14 protein-coding genes and 1 riboswitch are annotated in these 19,785 nt (G+C 73.1%); of the genes, 7 read left to right on the top strand and 7 right to left on the bottom strand.

The features are described from left to right. Positions 1 to 187: 187 nt before the first annotated feature. Positions 188 to 964, bottom strand: a complete 777-nt coding sequence (locus L3078_RS31890; RefSeq protein WP_239757398.1) for an enhanced serine sensitivity protein SseB — start codon at positions 962 to 964, stop codon at positions 188 to 190. 74 nt (positions 965 to 1,038) lie between these two features. Continuing rightward, positions 1,039 to 1,668 carry an AAA family ATPase gene (locus tag L3078_RS31885; RefSeq protein ID WP_392310582.1) on the bottom strand — a complete coding sequence of 210 codons (630 nt, stop codon included), beginning with the start codon at positions 1,666 to 1,668 and terminating at the stop codon, positions 1,039 to 1,041. Positions 1,669 to 1,906: 238 nt separating this feature from the next. Next, positions 1,907 to 2,005, top strand: a riboswitch (glycine riboswitch). 167 nt (positions 2,006 to 2,172) lie between these two features. Here L3078_RS31885 and gcvT point away from each other — a divergent pair. The 4 genes from gcvT (at position 2,173) to L3078_RS31865 (ending at position 6,557) form a co-directional block, all read left to right on the top strand. Beyond that, entirely contained in the window at positions 2,173 to 3,297 is a 1,125-nt protein-coding gene (gene gcvT, locus L3078_RS31880; RefSeq protein ID WP_239757396.1) for a glycine cleavage system aminomethyltransferase GcvT, read from the top strand. Positions 3,298 to 3,417: 120 nt separating this feature from the next. Next, entirely contained in the window at positions 3,418 to 3,795 is a 378-nt protein-coding gene (gene gcvH, locus L3078_RS31875; RefSeq protein ID WP_045562486.1) for a glycine cleavage system protein GcvH, read from the top strand. A gap of 18 nt (positions 3,796 to 3,813) precedes the next feature. Further along, positions 3,814 to 5,079: a serine hydroxymethyltransferase gene (gene glyA, locus L3078_RS31870; RefSeq protein ID WP_239757395.1), complete on the top strand. Its 1,266-nt coding sequence runs from the start codon at positions 3,814 to 3,816 to the stop codon at positions 5,077 to 5,079. 110 nt (positions 5,080 to 5,189) lie between these two features. Next, positions 5,190 to 6,557: an L-serine ammonia-lyase gene (locus L3078_RS31865; protein ID WP_239757394.1), complete on the top strand. Its 1,368-nt coding sequence runs from the start codon at positions 5,190 to 5,192 to the stop codon at positions 6,555 to 6,557. Between the two features lie 96 nt (positions 6,558 to 6,653). On the opposite strand, the gene L3078_RS31860 is transcribed toward L3078_RS31865, so the two are convergent. Both L3078_RS31860 and L3078_RS31855 read right to left on the bottom strand, forming a co-directional pair. Continuing rightward, entirely contained in the window at positions 6,654 to 7,091 is a 438-nt protein-coding gene (locus L3078_RS31860) for a DoxX family protein (protein ID WP_239757393.1), read from the bottom strand. 127 nt (positions 7,092 to 7,218) lie between these two features. Next, positions 7,219 to 10,614, bottom strand: a complete 3,396-nt coding sequence (locus L3078_RS31855; protein WP_239757392.1) for an AAA family ATPase — start codon at positions 10,612 to 10,614, stop codon at positions 7,219 to 7,221. 311 nt (positions 10,615 to 10,925) lie between these two features. Here L3078_RS31855 and L3078_RS31850 point away from each other — a divergent pair, with 311 nt between their 5' ends. The 3 genes from L3078_RS31850 to L3078_RS31840 all read left to right on the top strand — a co-directional run bounded on the left by L3078_RS31850 (position 10,926) and on the right by L3078_RS31840 (position 14,494). After that, positions 10,926 to 11,600: a helix-turn-helix transcriptional regulator gene (locus L3078_RS31850; RefSeq protein WP_239760537.1), complete on the top strand. Its 675-nt coding sequence runs from the start codon at positions 10,926 to 10,928 to the stop codon at positions 11,598 to 11,600. A 135-nt stretch (positions 11,601 to 11,735) separates the two neighbouring features. Beyond that, positions 11,736 to 12,392, top strand: coding sequence for a Pvc16 family protein (locus L3078_RS31845; RefSeq protein WP_239757391.1), 657 nt, complete (start codon positions 11,736 to 11,738; stop codon positions 12,390 to 12,392). Next, a complete protein-coding gene (locus tag L3078_RS31840) occupies positions 12,389 to 14,494 on the top strand; it encodes an ATP-binding protein (protein WP_239757390.1) in 2,106 nt (701 codons plus the stop codon). Before L3078_RS31845 ends, L3078_RS31840 begins: the two co-directional genes overlap by 4 nt. 60 nt (positions 14,495 to 14,554) lie before the next feature. Here L3078_RS31840 and L3078_RS31835 read toward each other — a convergent pair whose 3' ends face one another. The 3 genes from L3078_RS31835 to L3078_RS44985 all read right to left on the bottom strand — a co-directional run bounded on the left by L3078_RS31835 (position 14,555) and on the right by L3078_RS44985 (position 19,623). Continuing rightward, positions 14,555 to 15,967, bottom strand: coding sequence for an RICIN domain-containing protein (locus L3078_RS31835; RefSeq protein WP_239757389.1), 1,413 nt, complete (start codon positions 15,965 to 15,967; stop codon positions 14,555 to 14,557). 96 nt (positions 15,968 to 16,063) lie between these two features. Next, positions 16,064 to 17,515, bottom strand: coding sequence for a hydrolase (locus tag L3078_RS31830; protein WP_239757388.1), 1,452 nt, complete (start codon positions 17,513 to 17,515; stop codon positions 16,064 to 16,066). Between the two features lie 101 nt (positions 17,516 to 17,616). Further along, positions 17,617 to 19,623: an eCIS core domain-containing protein gene (locus L3078_RS44985; protein WP_420864125.1), complete on the bottom strand. Its 2,007-nt coding sequence runs from the start codon at positions 19,621 to 19,623 to the stop codon at positions 17,617 to 17,619. Between the last annotated feature and the right edge of the window lie 162 nt (positions 19,624 to 19,785).

The raw sequence follows: 19,785 nt of genomic DNA, 5'->3' as shown, positions 1-19,785 counted from the left end.
CGACCTGCCCGGTGGCGATGCTGCCGCTCACGTTGGCCGTCCTTCGTGTTGGACCCTGGTTATAGGAGACAGCTTAGGTGGTGCGCTGGTTGAGCCGGTCAGGGCTCGAACGTTGCTGTGCGTCGCGGTGCGCGGGCGCGTCGTGGCTGGTCGCGCCACTCCCCGCGCCCTTTTCGGGGCACGCCGATCAGTACCCCTGTTGGTAGAAGGGCCGCACCTTCTCGCGGAGCCAGTCGCCGACCGGGTCCTGGGCCACGTCCAGGAAGACCATGTTGACCGGCCAGGGGACGGGGGTCTTGGCGAGGGCCCGGCCGAGGGCGGCGAGGGGGAGGGCGCGGTCGGCCTCCCAGGAGCCCAGTTCGACCCCGATGAACATGACGGGGTCGGCGGTCTCGATGGTGGCGAGGCAGCGGCGGGCGGAGAGCACGACCCCGGCGTCGGCGAACTCGGCCGAGGCCGCGGCCAGGAAGTCCACCGGGTCGTCCTGCCAGTCCGGTTCGTAGAGCCGGACGCGGGCGCCGCTCGCCGATCCGTCCAGCGAGGTCCGCCCGGCCCGGCACAGCTCGGCCACGGCGGGCGGCGGCAGCGGGATGCCCACGACGCCGTCGGGGTTGAGCGCGAGCCCGATCTGCGGGGGCAGGCCCCGCGCGAACTCGACGGCCGGGGCGATCGTGTACGACATGTGGTTGCCGACGACCTGGCGGAACTGCTCCTCCGAGCTGAAGACCGGCACATACGCCTGCCCGTCGAACTCCATCGTCGGCAGGTCGAGCTGACCGCTCTGCGGGCCGCCGCCCTCCGGCAGCGGCACCCAGACGAAGCTGCGGGCCAGCACCTCCACGATCCGCGCCCCGGCCTGGGGCACCCCGAGCGAGGCGGACAGCACCTCCTCCAGCTCGTTGCCGGGCCATCCGCCGTGCCCATGGGGATACGCCTGTGCCGGAAAGTCCGCCGGGAAGTCCATCTGCTGCCTACCGCTTTGCTCCGTGATGCTGTTGTCCCTGCACCTTAATTGCTTCCGGGGCGGGGGCGCGCCCCTCAGGAGCGCGGGAAGTGGATCCGCTTCAGGACATCGGCGGCGGCCCGGTCGATGAGGACGGCCGCCCCGCAGCCCTGCGGCAGCCTCCCTTTCTCCACCGCCCGCAGCAGCCGGGTCATCGCCCCCCTGTGCCGCGCGAACGCGTACCGGGAGACGCCCCGTCCCCGCTCCCGCTGTCCGTCCCGGGCCTCACCGGGAGTGACGTCGAGCAACAGCAGGTGAAGTGTGCCGCCCCGGCGGCGGGCCTCGCGCGCGAGCCAATTGCGTACCCACGCCTGCGCCCCGCAGTCGTGCACGACGACGCCCTCCCCCGAGCGGAGGGCGCGTCGCAGCGCGGCGTAGTGCGCGAGGCGCACGAAGGGGCGGTAGAGCGCGTACGGCAGGTGCCGGGCGAAGCGCGCGTCGAACCGGTCGCGGGTGTCCTGGGAGTCGATGCGGACGCCGGGCACCGCCCGCCGCATCAGGGTCGACTTGCCGCTGCCGGGGAGCCCGGTGACCACCACCAGGTCGTGGGGCCCGAAGGTCAGCTCGTGGGGGCTGCGCCCGGAACGCGCCCGGAGGTCGCGGACGACCGCCCTCGGGAACGGGCCGCACGCCGCGCCGGCCGGCGCGACGGGCTGCTTGGGCATCGCGATGCCCGACGTCGTCGCGTACGCCGTGGTCCTGTTCACCGTGATCGTCCTCCCCAGGGGCATGGAGGTCCCATCCCCACAGACTGTAAAGAGAAGGTAATGCCCGATCCCTCCTGGTTCAGTCCTCGTATGGCCACAAGTGTGCTACGGACCGCTGTGTCTGCCTTGAAAGCTCCCCCTGCCGCGCCACGTCGATGCGTGCGATGATGTCCGCGCCAACTGCATACCGGCCGCTTGAATCCGCGCGGGAGAGTTCCCGGCAGCACGTCGCTGGGGCGCCGAAGGAGCAAGTCCCTCCCTTGAATCTCTCAGGCCCAGATACCGCGCGGGCGAGGCACATCTGAAAAGCGGGCCGTACCTCTCTTCCATGGGGGCGGCTCCACCCACGGTGCAAGTCACGACCACCGGTACGTACGGTCGTGGTGAACCTCTCAGGTTCCGATGACAGATGGGGAGGAATGTCCTCACCTGTCGCCTGTCATGCCCTGGGAGCGGAAACCGATGAGCAGCCCCACCACTGGACCGCGCCGTACCGCGCTCGATGCCCTGCACCGCTCGCTCGGTGCGACGATGACCGACTTCGCGGGCTGGGACATGCCGCTGCGCTACGGCTCCGAGCGGGACGAGCACCTCGCCGTCCGCACGAAGGCCGGACTCTTCGACCTGTCCCACATGGGCGAGATCACCGTCACCGGACCGCGGGCCGCCGCCCTGTTGGACCACGCCCTCGTGGGCAACATCGGGAGCGTCGGCGTCGGCCGTGCCCGCTACACCATGATCTGCCGCGAGGACGGCGGCATCCTCGACGACCTGATCGTCTACCGGCTGGCCGAGACCGAGTACCTGGTCGTCGCGAACGCCTCCAACGCCCAGGTGGTGCTGGACGCGCTCGTCGAGCGTTCCGCCGGGTTCGACGCCGAGGTGCGCGACGACCGGGACGCGTACGCGCTGCTGGCCGTGCAGGGCCCCGAGTCGCCCGGGATCCTGGCCTCCCTCACGGACGCCGACCTCGACGGGCTGAAGTACTACGCGGGACTGCCGGGCACGGTCGCCGGGGTTCCCGCGCTGATCGCGCGCACCGGGTACACCGGCGAGGACGGCTTCGAGCTGTTCGTGAAGCCGGAGCACGCGGTCGAGCTGTGGCAGGCGCTGACCAAGGCGGGCGAGGGCGTCGGCCTGGTGCCCTGCGGACTGTCCTGCCGGGACACCCTCCGCCTGGAGGCGGGCATGCCGCTGTACGGGCATGAGCTGTCGACCTCCCTCACCCCCTTCGACGCGGGCCTCGGGCGCGTGGTCAAGTTCGACAAGGAGGGCGACTTCGTGGGCCGCGCGGCCCTGCGCGCGGCCGCCGAGCGCGCCGACCACGAGCCGCCCCGCGTCCTCGTCGGCCTGGTCGCCGAGGGCCGTCGTGTCCCCCGCGCCGGGTACGCCGTGGTCGCCGACGGCCAGGTGATCGGCGAGGTCACCTCCGGTGCCCCCTCCCCCACCCTGGGCAAGCCGATCGCCATGGCCTACGTCGACGCCGCGCACTCCGCGCCGGGCACGGCCGGTGTGGGCGTGGACATCCGGGGCAGCCACGAGCCGTACGAGGTCGTGGCGCTGCCGTTCTACAAGCGGCAGAAGTAGACACTGGGCGCGAGGTCGCCCGCCCCCGAGCGTGACACTGGGCACATTCGCGCTGCTCAACAGCGGTTTCAGCAGTACCCCATTCATCACCACTCCCTCGCGTACAGGAGAATTCAGGCCATGAGCAACCCCCAGCAGCTGCGCTACAGCAAGGAGCACGAGTGGCTGTCGGTCGCCGAGGACGGCGTCTCGACGGTCGGCATCACGGAGTTCGCGGCGAACGCGCTCGGCGATGTCGTCTACGCCCAGCTCCCCGAGGTCGGCTCCACGGTGACCGCGGGCGAGACCTGTGGCGAACTGGAGTCCACGAAGTCGGTCAGCGACCTGTACTCGCCGGTCTCCGGTGAGATCACCGAGATCAACGAGGACGTCGTGAGCGACCCGTCGCTGGTGAACACCGCCCCGTTCGAGGGCGGGTGGCTGTTCAAGGTACGCGTCGCGGAGGAGCCGGACGATCTGCTCTCCGCCGACGAGTACGTCGCCCACACCGCCGGCTGAGAAGACGAGGTCGTACGCATGTCGCTTCTGAACACGCCCCTGCACGAGTTGGACCCGGACGTCGCCGCCGCCGTCGACGCCGAGCTGCACCGCCAGCAGTCCACCCTGGAGATGATCGCCTCGGAGAACTTCGCCCCCGTGGCGGTCATGGAGGCGCAGGGCTCGGTCCTCACCAACAAGTACGCCGAGGGCTACCCGGGCCGCCGCTACTACGGCGGCTGCGAGCACGTCGACGTCGCCGAGCAGATCGCCATCGACCGGGTGAAGGACCTGTTCGGCGCCGAGTACGCCAACGTGCAGCCCCACTCGGGCGCCTCGGCCAACCAGGCGGCCCTGTTCGCCCTCGCCCAGCCCGGCGACACCATCCTCGGGCTGGACCTGGCGCACGGCGGCCACCTCACCCACGGCATGCGGCTGAACTTCTCGGGCAAGCAGTTCGAGGTCGTCGCGTACCACGTGGACACCGCGACCGGTCTGGTCGACATGGCGGAGCTGGAGAGCCTCGCCAAGGAGCACCGGCCCAAGGTGATCATCGCGGGCTGGTCGGCGTACCCGCGTCAGCTGGACTTCGCGGAGTTCCGCCGGATCGCCGACGAGGTCGGCGCCCATCTGTGGGTCGACATGGCGCACTTCGCGGGTCTGGTCGCGGCCGGGCTGCACCCGAACCCCGTGCCGTACGCCGACGTGGTCACCTCCACCACCCACAAGACCCTCGGCGGACCGCGCGGCGGGATCATCCTGGCGAAGAAGGAGTTCGCCAAGAAGCTCAACTCGTCGGTGTTCCCGGGCTTCCAGGGCGGTCCGCTGGAGCACGTCATCGCGGCGAAGGCGGTGTCCTTCAAGGTCGCGGCGAGCGAGGAGTTCAAGGAGCGCCAGCGGCGCACGGTCGAGGGCGCGCGGATCCTGGCGGAGCGCCTGACCGCACCGGACGCCCGTGAGGCCGGCGTCGACGTCCTGTCCGGCGGCACCGACGTCCACCTCATCCTCGTCGACCTGCGCGACTCCGAACTGGACGGGCAGCAGGCCGAGGACCGCCTCCACGAGGTCGGCATCACCGTCAACCGCAACGCGGTCCCCAACGACCCGCGCCCGCCGATGGTCACCTCCGGCCTGCGCATCGGCACGCCGGCCCTGGCCACCCGCGGCTTCACCGCCGAGGACTTCACCGAGGTCGCCGACGTCATCGCCGAGGCCCTCAAGCCGGCCTACGACGCCGAGGCCCTCAAGACCCGGGTCAAGGCACTCGCCGACAAGCACCCGCTCTACCCGGGGCTGGGGAAGTAACCCGGGCTTCACCGGCCCGTAGTCCCGCTTTTCCGGGGTACCGCGCACACTGGGGAGTGAGCGCGGTGCCCCACCCCCTGCACAACCCTCCCCCGTTCTGAGGAGTCACCGTGGCCATCTCGGTCTTCGACCTGTTCTCGATCGGCATCGGCCCGTCCAGCTCCCACACGGTCGGCCCGATGCGGGCCGCCCGGTTGTTCGCCCGCCGGCTGCGCAACGAGGAACTGCTCGCGGGCGTGGCCTCCGTGCGCGTCGAGCTGTACGGCTCGCTGGGCGCGACCGGCCATGGCCACGGCACCCCCAAGGCGGTGCTGCTGGGTCTGGAGGGCGCCTCGCCGCGCACGGTGGACGTCGAGTCGGCCGACGACCGCGTGGAGGCGATCAAGGCATCGGGGCGCCTCCGCCTCCTCGACGACCACGAGATCCCCTTCGCCTTCGACGACGACCTGGTCCTGCACCGGCGCAAGACGCTGCCGTACCACGCCAACGGCATGACGATCTGGGCCCACGACGCGTACGGCACCGAACTCCTGTCCAAGACCTACTACTCCGTGGGCGGCGGTTTCGTCGTCGACGAGGAGGCGGTCGGCGCGGACCGCATCAAGCTCGACGACACGGTCCTGAAGTACCCCTTCCGCACCGGGGACGAGCTGCTGCGGCTCACCCGGGAGACCGGCCTGTCCATCTCCGCGCTGATGCTGGAGAACGAGCGGGCCTGGCGCACGGAGGAGGAGATCCGCTCCGGGCTCCTGGACATCTGGGGGGTGATGCAGGCGTGCGTCTCCCGGGGCATGACCCGTGAGGGGATCCTCCCCGGCGGTCTGAAGGTCCGTCGCCGGGCGGCCGTCTCCGCCCGTCAACTGCGCGCCGAGGGCGACCCGTTGGCCCACGCGATGGAGTGGATCACGCTCTACGCGATGGCCGTGAACGAGGAGAACGCCGCCGGGGGCCGCGTGGTCACCGCGCCGACGAACGGCGCGGCCGGCATCATCCCCGCCGTCCTGCACTACTACATCAACTTCGTGCCCGGCGCGGACGAGGACGGCGTCGTGCGGTTCCTGCTCGCGGCCGGCGCGATCGGCATGCTCTTCAAGGAGAACGCCTCCATCTCCGGCGCCGAGGTCGGCTGCCAGGGCGAGGTCGGCTCCGCCTGCTCCATGGCGGCGGGCGCGCTGGCGGAGGTGTTGGGCGGCTCCCCCGAACAGGTCGAGAACGCGGCCGAGATCGGCATGGAGCACAACCTCGGCCTCACCTGCGACCCCGTCGGCGGCCTCGTCCAGATCCCCTGCATCGAACGCAACGGCATGGCGGCGGTGAAGGCCGTCACGGCGGCCCGGATGGCGATGCGCGGCGACGGCACCCACAAGGTGTCCCTCGACAAGGTCATCAAGACGATGAAGGAGACGGGGGCCGACATGAGCGTCAAGTACAAGGAGACGGCGCGGGGCGGGCTCGCGGTGAACATCATCGAGTGCTGAGCGGGCCCGTACAGGAGGCGGTGCCCCGCGCGCCGGCACCGGTCGCGGGCCCCTGGTGCGGGCCCGCGTGTCCGTGCGGCGAAGGTGCGTGACGGGTTACGTGGTTCCCCGTACGGGGCGGGTGCCGGCCTCGCGGGCGGTGAGGCTCGACAGGGAGAGGGCTCCCGGGCCCGCGAAGACCAGGAGGAGGAAGGCCCAGCAGAAGAGGACGGGGGCGAGGCCGCCGTTCTGGAGGGGGAAGAGGCCGTCCTTCTGGTGTTCCGTGAAGTAGGCGAAGGCCATGATGCCCGAGCTGAGGAACGCGGCGCCCCGGGTCGCGACGCCGAGCAGGATGAGGACACCGCAGACCAGCTCGATGACCCCGGCGTACCAGAAGGGCCAGTCGCCGACCGGGCTCGCCTTGCGGTCCAGGACGCCGAAGACCGTGGCGGCGCCCTCGCTGGCGAACAGCAGGCCCAGGACGATACGGAACAGGCCCAGGACGAGGGGCTGGCGTGACGTCAGCCAGTCGTTCAGGCGCGGTGGGCTGCTCATGGGTACTCCTAGGGTGTGTCGGCTACGCGTGGGTGCTCCCGGTTTTCCTACGCATCCGCCGAGCCTCCGGTTCAGGGAACTCGGTGCCGATTTCGGCACGAACGGCGGGCGAACCGTCCCCGGGCGGTCAGGGGGTGTCCTCGCCGCCGGCGAGGGCCGCGCCGAGTTCTGCTCTGCGGCGGATGCCCAGCTTGCGGTAGGTGCTGGTCAGATGGGTCTCGACGGTGCGGCGGGCCAGGTGGAGGAGCTCTCCTATCTCGGCGTTCGTGCGGTTCTGGGCGGCGAGTTCGGCGATACGGCGCTCACCGGCGGTCAGGGCGGAGGGGCCGGTGAGGGGCGTCGTGGCGCGGCGGGCCCCGCCCTCGCGCAGGGCCGACTCCGCGATCGCGCGCAGGCGGTGGGCGCCCAGGCGTTCGGCGCGTTCGGCCGCCTCCCGGAAGGCGTCACGGGCGCGCGCCCGTTCCCCGGCGGCGGCCAGTCCCCGCCCCTGCGCCAGGAGCGCCGGGATCAACTCCCCTTCGACGGGCCCGACTGTGTCGGGCTCCGTCCCCCGCGGCCCGCCCGCGGCCATCGATCCATCGCCGTCCGGCACGGCCCGGCCACCGGGCCACGGCGCGGACCCGTTTCCGTCCGGCGACCCCGACCCGCGACCGTACGCCGCGCTGGGGCGGTCTCCGGTCGGCGGCGCCGCCTCGGCCGTGGTCGGGGTGGCGGGCCGTCCCGGGTGCGGGGCGGCGGGCCTCGTCGTTCGCGGATCAGGGGTGAGTGCCGTGTCCGCCCCCGCCACGGTCCACCGGCCGCCCGGTGTCTCGGGCGTCGCCCAGCCGGTGATCGAGGAGAACGCGGACGTCCCGTCCACCGCCCAGCCGCCCACTGCTCGCACCGGGTTCCCGCCCAGTGCCCGGCCGCGCATCGCCGTCACCCTCGCGGGCGGGCCGCCCGACGCCGAGGCACTCCACAGGGCAGGGCCCCCGCTCGCCGCTGTCGCGGTCCACGAGGTCGCGCGCGAGGCCTCGGCACCCCACAGCACCGGGCCGTCACCCGACGCGTCGGCGCCCCACAGCGCCGGCCCGTGGTGGGCGGCGGCGGTCTCCGGCGGCGCGGCCGTGGCCCCGGGCTCCCCCGGGCCTTCCGTGCCGTGGCGCAGGAGGTGCACGGCCCGGTCGGCCAGGTGCAGGCCCCGGCGGCCTCGGGTGGCCGTGGCCAGGGTGGTGAGGGCGCGGCCGACGACGCGGGGCGTGTTCCACACGGTGGCCAGGGAGAGTTCCCGTTCGGCCAGGGCGAGGGCCTCGTGGGGGCGGCCGAGGGCGAGGTGGCATTCGGCGGCGGCGGTGCGCCAGGGGGTGACGACGGGGCTCACCACGTCCCGTGCCGTCTGGCGCCGCCCGCATTCCAGGAAGTCGTCGAGGGCGGCAGCCGGGTCGCCGGTGGCGGCGCGGAGGAGGCCACGGGCGTAGAGGAAACGGTTCAACTCCCAGGTGTCGTGGGTGTTCCGGAGGTCGAAGCCGTCGGCCAGGCGGGCGGCCTCGTCGGCGCGGTCGGTCTCCACGAGGGCGATGACCGCGTGGGCCAGCGCGTTGGCGGACTCGGGCCGGCCGGCGACCGCGCGGGTGACCTCGGGGTCGGCGAGGACCTCCGCGTGGGCACCGCGCGCGGCGACGATGTCGACGCGGACGTTGCGCAGGGCCAGGTGCATGGGGTGCAGCAGGGAGGTCCGCCGGCCGCCGAGGCCCCGGTGGACCAGCCGTTCCGCCTCGTCGAGCTGGTCGGCCCACTGGGCGACCGCGGCGGCCGTGCCCAGCAGGAAGACCTCGTCCGCCGGGTCGACCGGCTGGGAGAGCAGGGCCCGGACCCGGTCCATCGCGGTGGCCGCCGAGGTCAGCCCGGCGGTGGCCTCGTACCGCACCAGGAGGGCCTGCCCCGTCGTGCCGACCAGGTGGGGAGTGGTCTCGGCGGTCTCGCGCAGCCAGCGGTAGACCTCCTGCCGTACGCCCTGGTCGTGGTCGGAGAGCAGCGCGGAGGCGATCTGCACCGTGCGGATCAGGTCGGGGTGGTCCGTCAGGTGCTCGTCGCGGAGCCCGCGCAGCACGTCGACGGCGACGCGGGCCTCGCCGCGCCGCGCCAGGGCGGTGCCGAGGGCGACCGCCGCCTGGACGCGCTCGCGGGGCGGGCCCGGCCGGCGCATCGCCTCGACGAGCCGGGGGATGCCCGCGCCGGACCGTACGGTGGCGTACTCCAGGGAGCCCAGTTCGGTGAGGACCACGGTGCGGCGGGCGGCCGGCATCGGTTCGTCGAGGGCGCGGCGCAGCAGGGCGAGGGCGTCGTCGCTGCGCTCGGCGCGGACGGCGAGGTCGGCGGCGTCGAGCAGGGCACCGGTCGCCCAGTCCTCGCCCACGGGGCCGCAGCGCAGCAGTTGTCCGGCGACGGCCGCGGTGCTGTCGCCGCGGTGCAGCAGCGCCTCGGCGGCCCGGCGGTGGGCGGTCTGCCGGTCGGCGCCGGCCCAGCCGCCGAGCACGGCGTCCCGCAGCAGCGGGTGGGCGTAGCGCGGCCGGCCCTCGGCGTCGGGGCGCAGCAGACCGAGCCCGGTCATGGCGGTGAGCCAGCCGGGGACGCGGGCGGGGTCGGCGTCGGCCGTGCGGGCGAGCAGGTCGGCGTCGACGGGCACGGGGGCGTCCGCGTCGTCCAGCGCGGCGAGTGCGCGGGCGACCTCGACGGTCGCGGGCCCGGCGCTGTCCAGCCACCAGGACACGGCGGCGGCGTAGTTGCCCGGGTAGAGCGCGGCGCAGGTGTCCGGAAGGGCACCCGGGACGGCCCCGGGGTCGGTGGTGCGGACGTCGGACAGCAGGGCGCGCAGCAACAGCGGGTTGCCCGCGCCCGCGCGTAAGCAGGCGTCGACCCATTCCGGCGGGGCACCGGCGTGGGCGGAACGGACCAGTCGTGCGGCGGCGTCGGGGCTCAGCGGGGCAAGGGTGCGGGTGTGCACGAGGGCAGGCGAGAGGGCGTGCGCGAGACCGTCCGCCGGGGGGTCGATGTCGTACTGGCCGCGTTCGGTGACCACCAGGAGGACCGGCAGACGGTCGATGCGGCGGACGGCCTCGACGAGCCAGCGGCGGGAGGCGGTGTCGGCGACGTGCGCGTCGTCCACGGCGACGAGGAGGGGGGACTCGGCCGCGTAGGAACGCAGCAGGCGCCACAGCCGGGCGGGCCGGCCCCGGTGCGGCGGGGTCCCCGGCGGGTCCGGCGCCTCGCCCGCGACCTGGTCGAACTCCGGTCCTTGGGCCAGGAGTTGGAAGACGGTGTCGAACGGGACGGAGGTGTGCTCGGGCGAGCAGCGGGCCCGCAGGACCCGCATGCCGTTCGCCGCCGCGTGGTCGGCCGCCCACTCCAGGAGCGCGGTGCGGCCGGTGCCGGTGGCGCCCCGGAGCAGCACCAGGCGGCCCGAGCCGGTCCGGGCGCGGGCTGCCTCCGCGGTCAGCAGCTCCATGGCCTCACGGCGTTCGAGAAGCGGTTCCGGCGGGCACATCGCTGTCTCCTTCGTGGAAGGTCGTTTTCCGCTTCCGTAGACGGGGCAGAGGGCGTCGAGGTGCACCGTTCGCGGACGCTCGGCGTGAAAACGCCGTGTCCGGTCCCGCGGTGAGTCCCGAGGCGGTCCCGTGGTCGGTCCCCCGGAGATCTCGTGGTGTATCTCGTGGTCCTCCACGATTGCGCAGCGCACACGACACACAGAAGTGTGAATCGAGCCCATCGGCCACTCCCCTCACAGGAGCGGCGATTTCGTGCATACGGGAGAAACGGTTGCGCAGCACATTCCGGACCACGGACACGGCGACGGCCCTGTCGACGGCCACGGCCGCGACCACCGTCGCGTCGGAGCCCCAGGAGACCCGGCGCCGCATCCCGGTCGTGGTCCACACCCTCGACCCGCTCTCCCGCGCCGGCGTGCTCAGCCAGCTGCGGGGGCACCCGGTGATCGACCTCGTGGACGACTCCGAGGTACGGCCGGGCACCGTGGCCGTGCTCGTCGGTGACACCCCGGACGAGCCGCTGCTCTCCGCGCTGCGCCGGCTGGTGCGCAGCGAGGGGGCGCGGGCCGTGCTGGTGGTGAGCATGATCCGCGAGACGGAGCTGCTCGATGTCATCGAGTGCGGGGTCGGCGCCATCGTGTGGCGCCACGAGGCGACCGCGCACCGGCTGGCGCAGGCGGTGCTCGCGGCCTCGCGCGGGGACGGCGACCTGCCCGCCGATCTGCTCGGCCGGCTGATCAACCAGGTGGGGACGTTGCAGCGTTCGGTGGCCGGGCGCACCGGGGCGCCGCTGTCCGGTCTGGTACCGAGGGAGATCGACGTCCTGCGGCTGGTGGCCGAGGGGATGGACACCGGCGAGATCGCGAGCAAGCTCTCCTACTCCGAACGCACCGTCAAGAACGTGATGCACGGGCTCACCACCCGGCTGCATCTCCGCAACCGGGCGCACGCGGTGGCCTATGCCCTCCGTGAAGGCTACATCTGATCGAACGGGCAGCCGAACCCGCCCACTTGGGCAGCGCACTCTGCCCGCCCGACGTCCCCGGCGCGTCTACAGGCGCGGTGCCCGCGCCGGGCACGATCGGTGCACAGGCATCCGACACCGCAGGAGAGCACGACCGTGATCCACGAGGTGGACGAGGTCCTCAAGGGACTGATCGGCGGTGGTGCCCTGGCCGGCTCCGGCATCGACGTCTCCTTCGAGGCCCCGACCCGCGACTGGGCGGCCCGGCGCAACGCGCCCGCCGTCAACACCTATCTGTACGACATCCGCGAGGACGTCTCGCGCCGCCAGCGCGGCCACATGCCGGTCCGCGACGAACGGGACATCGTCGTACGCCGACGGCAGCCGCCCCGCTGGTTCCGGCTGTCGTACCTGGTGACGGCCTGGACCAAGCAGCCCCAGGACGAACACCGGCTGCTCTCCGCGGTGCTGGCCAACCTGCTGCCGCGCGAACTGCTGCCCCCGAGCGAACTCCCGGGTGCGCTCGGCGCGCTGGGGCTGTCCGTGCCCCTCTCGGTGGCGGGGCTGCACACCGAGTCGCGGTCCCTCGCCGAGATCTGGTCCGCGCTGGGCGGCGAGCTGAAGCCGTCCCTCGACCTCGTGGTCACCGCGCCGTTCCCGGCCTACCCCGAGTACGACGCCGGTCCGCCGGTCACCGAGGGGGCGGCGATCCGGGTGCGCGGTATCGACGGCTCCCTGGAGGGCTCGGAGGAACGCGCCCACCGTCCTGGGCAGTTGGCGTCGGCGCCGGTCTCCGAGGAGCGGCGCCGGTGACCGTGCAAGTCGGCGTGGACACGGATGGGCTCCTGATCCGGCTCGCCCGACTGCGGGAACGCGTGGCCGAGTTGGTGGCCGAGCGCGGTGCCGGTGATCCGACGGCGAGCGATCCGCTGCGCGGGCTGTACCTGTCCGAGGAGGGCGTGCGGCACCTGCTGGAGCCCTCGGCGGGGCCGAACCTGTCCGTGTTCGCGGACCCGGAACCGGCCTCGGCACCGGCCCCGGAACCCGGCCGGGAGGCCGCCGCGGGCGATCCGTTGGAGGCGCTCGCGGGGCGGCTGGGGCTGACCGGGCTGGACGCGCGGATCCTGCTCATCGCCCTGGCACCCGATCTGGACCGCTCCTACGAGCAGTTGTACGGGTATCTCAACGACGACGTGAGCCGGCGTCGGGCCACCGTCGGGCTGGCGCTCGATCTGTGCGGGCTGCCCGTGCACCTGGCGCGGGCCCGGGCCCGGTTCATGCCCTCGGCTCCGCTGAGCGCGCTCGGGCTGCTGGCCGTCGAGGACCCCGAACGCCCCTTCCTGGGACGGGGGTTGCGGGTACCGGACCGGCTGGTCGCCCATCTGCTCGGCGACGACACGCTGGACGCGGCGCTCGTCGGCCACGTCCGTCCGCTCGAGTCGCAGTCGACGGCAGTGGCGGTGGGGGCGGGCAGGTCGTCGGCGGTGGCGGTGGATCCGGCCGCGCCCGCGTCCGTCCCCGCGTCTGTCGAGGACGGCGGGTTCACGGCGCGGTTGGCCGCCCGGATCGCCGCCGCTCCGGTGACCGTGCATCTGCGCGAGCACCGCGAGGGCGACGGCCTGCTGCGCGCGGGAGCGGCCCTGCGCGCGGCCGGGGTGGACGCGCTGCACTTCACGCCCCCGGCGGCCGAGGACGAGCTCGCCGCGCTCCTGCCCCGCCTGTTGCGCGAGGCCCGGCTGCGCGGGTGCGCGGTCGTGGTGTCGCCGCTGCCGGAGAAGCCGGGGCCGTTGTTCCGGGCGTTGACGGCGGCTGACGTGACCGTCCTGTTCGTGGGCCCGCAGCCGTACGACCCGCAGTGGTGCGACCGTGATCCGCTGGTCCTCGACGTGCCCCGGCCGCCCGCGGGCGCGGTGGACGCCTGGTCGGCGGCGCTCGGCGCCGGGGCGGACGGGCCGGGGTTCGACCTGGCGGCCACGGTCGCCCCGTACCGGCTCGGCGGTGACCGGATCGAGCGGGCGGCGCGTGCGGCCGTGGACCTCGCGGCGTTCGACGGCACCGAGGTGACCGCGGCCCATCTGCGGCTCGCGGCGCGCCTGCAGTCCGCCTCCGGGCTGGAGCGGCACGCCCGCCGGATCCGCCCCGACGTCGGCTGGGACGACCTCGTGCTGCCCGACAAGCCCCTCGCCCAGCTGCGCGAACTCGCCCTGCGCGCCCGGCACCGCGACCGGGTGCTCGGCGACTGGCGGCTGAGCGCCGGGGGCGGCCGGGGCCGTGGCGTGCTCGGGCTGTTCGCGGGCGAGTCGGGCACCGGCAAGACGCTGTCGGCGGAGGTCGTGGCGGCCGAACTCGGCCTGGACCTCTATGTCGTGCAGCTCTCCTCGGTGGTCGACAAGTTCGTGGGCGAGACCGAGAAGAACCTGGAGCGAATCTTCAGCGAGGCCGACCGCACCGACGCCGTGCTGCTCTTCGACGAGGCGGACGCGGTGTTCGGCAAGCGCTCGGAGGTCAAGGACGCGCACGACAAGTACGCCAACATGGAGAGCGCCTATCTGCTCCAGCGGCTGGAGTCCTTCGACGGGATCGCCCTGCTGACCACGAATCTGCGGGCCAACATCGACGAGGCGTTCACCCGGCGGCTGGATCTGGTGGTCGACTTCCCGTTCCCGGACGCCGCCCAGCGGCTGGCCCTGTGGCGACACAGCCTGGCCGCCGTGCCCCGCGCGGACGACACGGATCCGGCTGCGGTCGCCCGCGACTTCGAGCTGGCCGGCGGTTCCATCCGCAGCGCGGTCGTCACCGCCGCGTACGCCGCCGCCGGACGCGGCGGGCCCGTCACCTCCGCCGACCTGCGGGAGGGCGCGGAGCGCGAGTACCGCAAGGCCGGCCGACTGGTGCCGGGCGAGGGCAACTGGTAGCGGGCGGACGGAGGTCCGGGGGCGGCCCGTCCGGGGCGCCCCCGCCCTGCCCGGCCGGGGCTACTTCACGCGCCACTTCTGGTTCGGGGTGCCCGCGCACGTCCACAGCTGGAGGTCGGCGCCGTTGCCGGTGCCGTTGTCCTTCACGTCGACGCACTTGTCGGCCTGCGGGTTGACCAGGTCGCCGCGGACACTGAGCACGAACTGCTGGGCGGGGTTGCCGCTGCACCTGGCCAGCTGGATGACCGCGCCGTCGTCCCGGGAGCCCCACGCCACGTCCATACACATCCCGACGGAGCGCACGGTGCCGTCGCCCCGGAAGTCCCACTTCTGGTTGGCCGAGCCGGCGCAGTCCCAGATCTGGAGCGGGGTGCCGTCCTTGCCCTTGCCGTTCTGCGCGTCCTTGACGTCGACGCAGCGGTTCGAGCCCTCGCCGATGATCGCGAACCCCTTGACGGCGGACGGCTTCTTCTTCGGTGTCTCCTTGGTGTCCGGCTCCTGGTCCGACCCGGAGCCCGATCCGCCGGAGCCGGACCCGGAACCGGAGCCGGAGCCCCCGCCCGAACCCGAGCCGGAAGCCGGGTCCTCCTCCGGCTGCTCCTCCTTCGGGGGCGCCTCGGGTGTCTCGGAGGGCAGCGGCGCCGCGGAGACGGTGGGCGCGGGGGCCATCGCGGACGGGCTGGCGCTCGGCAGGGCCGTCGTACCGGCCTGCTGGAGGTCGCTCGCGGCGCTGACGACCTTGGGCTGGTAGGCGAACCACAGGGTCACGAAGGTGATCGCCAGCGCCACGGCCACCCCCAGGCAGGTGGCGAGCCAGCCCGGCAGGAACCCCCGCTGGACATAGGTGCCGTCGACGGACTGCGGCGCCACACCCGCCCGTTGGACGGCGAGCGCGTACGGTCTCTCCTCCTTGGACCCGAACCAGATGATCTGCCGGGGCTTCAGCGTGGCCTTCACGAACGCGGCACGGCCGGGCTCGATCTGCACGTTGCTCGGGTGGATGTCGTACGACAGCTGGTCGCCGTTGTCGCTGCCGCTGACGGCGGCGGTGACCTTCGTGTTGCCGAGGTTGTCGATGGCGAGCTGTGGGCGGCCCCGCAGGCGGCCCTTCACGGTCGGCGGGACGAGTTCCGCCCGGACCTCCGTGAACGGCGTGATCGTCAGGTTCCCCTCGGGGACGGTCGTCGCCTCCGGGTGCTGCGTGGGAGTGATCCGCACGGCGTACGGGTTGGGCCCGGCCGTCGCGTCCGGGGTGCGGGGCGGCGCGAACGTCAGCTCCACCGTGCCCGTGGTCCCCGGGTACAGCCGGAGCGTCTGCGGCTCCACGGTCGTCCACGGCGCCACGTCGCCGACCGGCTCGAACCGGTACTCGTCGACCACGTCACCGGTGTTGCGCAGCCGCAGCCGTACGGTCGTACTGCTCCCCGGGTCCACGGTCGCGGAGGCGGGTTCGAGCGAAGTCCAAAGGCTCACGGAGGGACGCTACGCGACCGGCCGCGTACGGTCAGGAGTCGCCGGGGCAGGACCGGCTGCCCCGACGGACACCCGGTCCCTTCCCCAACGGCCTTGTCACACAGTGAACTTGACGGCTTCCAGCCAGATGCCGTTGTCGAGGGTGCCGCCGAAGATGTAGTGCTCCCCCTCGCCGGGTTTGTCGCAGGCCAGGTTCTGCCAGCCCCGGTCCTTCTGGTGGACCGACTGGCAGACGCCTCGGGCGCCGTCGTCGACGTTGATGGTGAAGCCCAGCATGGCCGGGGCGTCCTTCTTGGAGTCACCGATGTAGTTGTCCAGGCCGTCGGGCGCGCCCGACCAGGGCTCCACGTAATGCCCATGACCGTTCGTCGAGTCGGGGTTGTGGACGAAGGCGGCGCTGGCGGTGCCGCCCACGCCGGCCACCGCGATGTTGAGCGCGGTGAGCGGCGTGGCCTGGCCGACCGTGCCGGCCGTGTCTCCGTCGCACTCGGGGGCCGTCCAGCCCTTGCCCTTCACGAAGGCGCGGTAGCAGATGTGCCGGCCGCCCGGGTCCGACGCCGCCAGCTGCCGTACGGCGGTCGCGGCCGTCGGCGCCTTCTTCGGCTTCTCCTCGCCTCCGCCGCCGGATCCGCCGCCCCCGTCGTCACCGCCGCCGCTCCCGCCTTCGCTCTTCGGCTCCTCCGTCTGCGGGGGCGCCGAGGAGACGGCCGGAGGCGAGGGCGTGGGCGGTGCGGGGGCGGACAGGCTCGGCGAGGGCGAGGGCGGCAGCGTGCTGACGCCGGCCTCCCGCAGCTCGGTGGCGGCGCTGACCACCCTGGGCTGGTACGCCAGCCACAGCGTCAGGAAGGTGATGGCGAGCGCCAGGAAGATGCCGAGGCAGGTGGCGAGCCAGCCGGGCAGGAAGCTCCGCTGGACATAGGTGCCCTCGACGTCGAGCGGTGTCACCCCGGACCGCTTCACCGCGAAGGTGTAGGGCCGCTCCTCCTTGGACCCGAACCAGATGATCTGCCGGGGCTTCAGCGTGGCCTTCACGAACGCGGCACGGCCGGGCTCGATCTGCACGTTGCTCGGGTGGATGTCGTACGACAGCTGGTCGCCGTTGTCGCTGCCGCTGACCGACGCGGTGACCTTGGTGTTGCCCAGGTTGTCCACGGCGAGCTTCGGGCGCCCCCGGAAGCGGCCCTTGACCGTCGGCGGGACGAGTTCCGCCCGGACCTCCGTGAACGGCGTGATCGTCAGGTTCCCCTCGGGGACGGTCGTCGCCTCCGGGTGCTCGGTCGGCAGGATCCGCACCGCGTACGCGTTCGGGCCGGCCGTCGCGTCCGGGGTGCGGGGCGGCGCGAACGTCAGCTCCACCGATCCCGTCGTCCCCGGGTACAACCGGAGCGTCTGCGGCTCCACGGTCGTCCACGGCGCGATGTCACCGACCGGCTCGAAGCGGTACTCGTCGACCACGTCACCGGTGTTGCGCAGGCGCAGCCGTACGGTCGTACTGCTCCCCGGGTCCACGGTCGCGGAGGCGGGTTCGAGGGAAGTCCAAAGGCTCACCACCGGGACGCTACGGCAGCGCCCTGTGGGCGGGTCAGAGACGCCGGGGCAGCCTTCCCTGCCTCAAGGGGCAGCCTCGGCACCGTCTCCCGGAGCGGCGGTCAGCCCTTGCCCTTGACCTTCGTGACGGTGGCGTCGGAGATGTCCACCGAGTTGGGCAGCATCGCCTGCGGGCGCAGCAGGTCACGGAGGAGGAAGTCCATCAGCTCGGCTCCGCTCATGGCCTTCAGCCGCTGGGCCAGCGGCGGGTTGGCCTGTTCGAAGCGGATGATCTCCACGATCGCGCGCTCGACCAGACCGGGGACGATGTCGGCGCCGGCGAGGATGTTCTTGTGGAGGAGTTCGGGCCGCTTGACCTCCTTCTCCGGGCCGTAGACCATCTCGTCGCCCGGCACCATGTGCGCGAACTGCCGGGCCAACGTGTGCGCCTGCTTCTGCTCCGGGTCCTCGATGTGCTGGAAGGCCGTCATCGAGTTCATTATGTCCTCGTCGTCGAGCTGTCCCCGTCGGAACTCACGGACCGGCCGGTGGCCGGCCTGCTGCGCCGCGAGTTCCCGCTGACCCGCTTTCGCCTTGTGCTCCGGCTGGTCCGGCCGGTTCGCGGGGGCGACCAGTTTGGGGTAGTCGCGCTGGATGAAGTCGCTCAGCATGATCCAGCCCTCGCTCACCAGCCGGTCGATGCCGAGCTCCAACCGGATCTCGCCGAAGCGGGGGGCACGGTCCGTCTTGCCCCGGGGCTCGATGTAGAAGAAGACGAAGCCGTCGTTGCCGAGCACCAACTCGTCCACGTTCATGGTGTTGTTCTCGGCGTCGCCCAGCTCCGACTTGGGCTTCAGCTTCTTCTCCGAGGCGAGCATCGCGGCGGCCCGTTCCTGCTGGGTGTAGTGGGCGAGGACGCTGTTGCCCAGCTCGTTCTCCAGCTTGGCCCTGACGTCCTTGACCCACGCCTTGCCGCCCGCGCCGCCGATCTCCTTGGTCAGCTCCGCCCGGTTCATCTCCGACATCTCCCGGACGTAACTGGCCCCGGACATCCCGAAGTTCACGGTGCTCTGCGCGAACTGCGGGTCCTTCCACATGGTGCCCCGGTCGGTCATGGCCTTGTACGGCGCGGCCGCCGACTCGGGCATGCTCCCGTCGCGCTCGGCCTGCCCGCCCACGACGTTCATCTCGGCCCTGACGGCGGCGAGCACGTTCTCGAGATAGCGCAGGTCGCCGGGGAGCGCGCCCTCACGCAGGGGCAGGGCGAGCATCTGGAGCTCCGCCAGCCGGCTCAGGCACTGCTGCGGGTCGCGGACGGTGGACCTGTCGTACGCCAGGACGGCCTCCTTCACGGGGGCCACCGCCTCGGAGACCGGTTTCTCCTTGATCCAGCCCGCGAGGCGGCCGGTCAGCGACTTGGCCGGGGCGTTCGCCGCGCTCTCCAGCGTCTCGTGCCCCTTGCGCTGGACCGTGGGCCCGCGCTGGACCGAGGGCCCGGTCGGCGCGCTCGGCGCTCCCGCGCGCGGCGGGCCGTCCGTCGCGCGCTGGACGGGGGCGGGCCCGCCCATCACCTGCCGAGCGGTGGACTCCGCCTCCTGCTCCGCCCAGTCGGAGGGGTCGGAGACCCGCAGACCGGAACCGTTGTCCGTGCCGGGCACGGCGCCCTGCCGCTGCTGGCGGACGTGGTGCAGTTCATGGGCGAGGGTGTGCTTGTCGCGGCCGTCCCAGACCACATGGGACCCGGAGGTGTACGCCCGTGCCCCGATCTCCGCCGCGGACCGCTGCGCCACGGTGTCGGTGTGGACGCGGACGCCGCTGAAGTCCTCGCCTTCGAACCGGCTCTCCATCTCGGTGCGCAGTGCCGAATCCAGCGGCGTTCCCGAGGTGCTCAGAACCTGGTGCACGGCGGAGCGCTGCACCGGGGCGTCGTGGCCGCAGCCCGCGCCGTGCCGGTGGCGCTCCTCCTCGACGGCGCGGGCCACGGCCGCGTTGCCCGCGGCGCGTTGCAGGGCCAGGAGCGTGGCGGCGGGCCCCTGCGGCGGCACGCGGCCGGCCCGGCGGGCGGCTTCCGCCCGGCCCCGCTCCCGCCCGGCTCGCTCCCTGTCGGCCGCTCCGTTCTGCGCGCGCACCGGTTCTCCTCGGTTCGACGACAGCTGCTCCGGTCGACCAGGCTCACCGGACCGGGCCCCGCCCGGAAGGTCCTCGGGGGCAGTCCCGGGGGCAGAGGGAGCCTCGGTTGCCCCCGGGCGTGCCCCTGCGGGCAACGGCACTGCCCCCGTCCCGGCCCTCCG

Origin of the sequence: Streptomyces deccanensis (genome assembly GCF_022385335.1) — a bacterium.
Taxonomy (GTDB): Bacteria; Actinomycetota; Actinomycetes; order Streptomycetales; family Streptomycetaceae; genus Streptomyces; species Streptomyces deccanensis.
The sequence above is the reverse complement of the archived record's forward strand: the minus strand, read 5'-3'. Positions and strand labels throughout refer to the sequence as shown.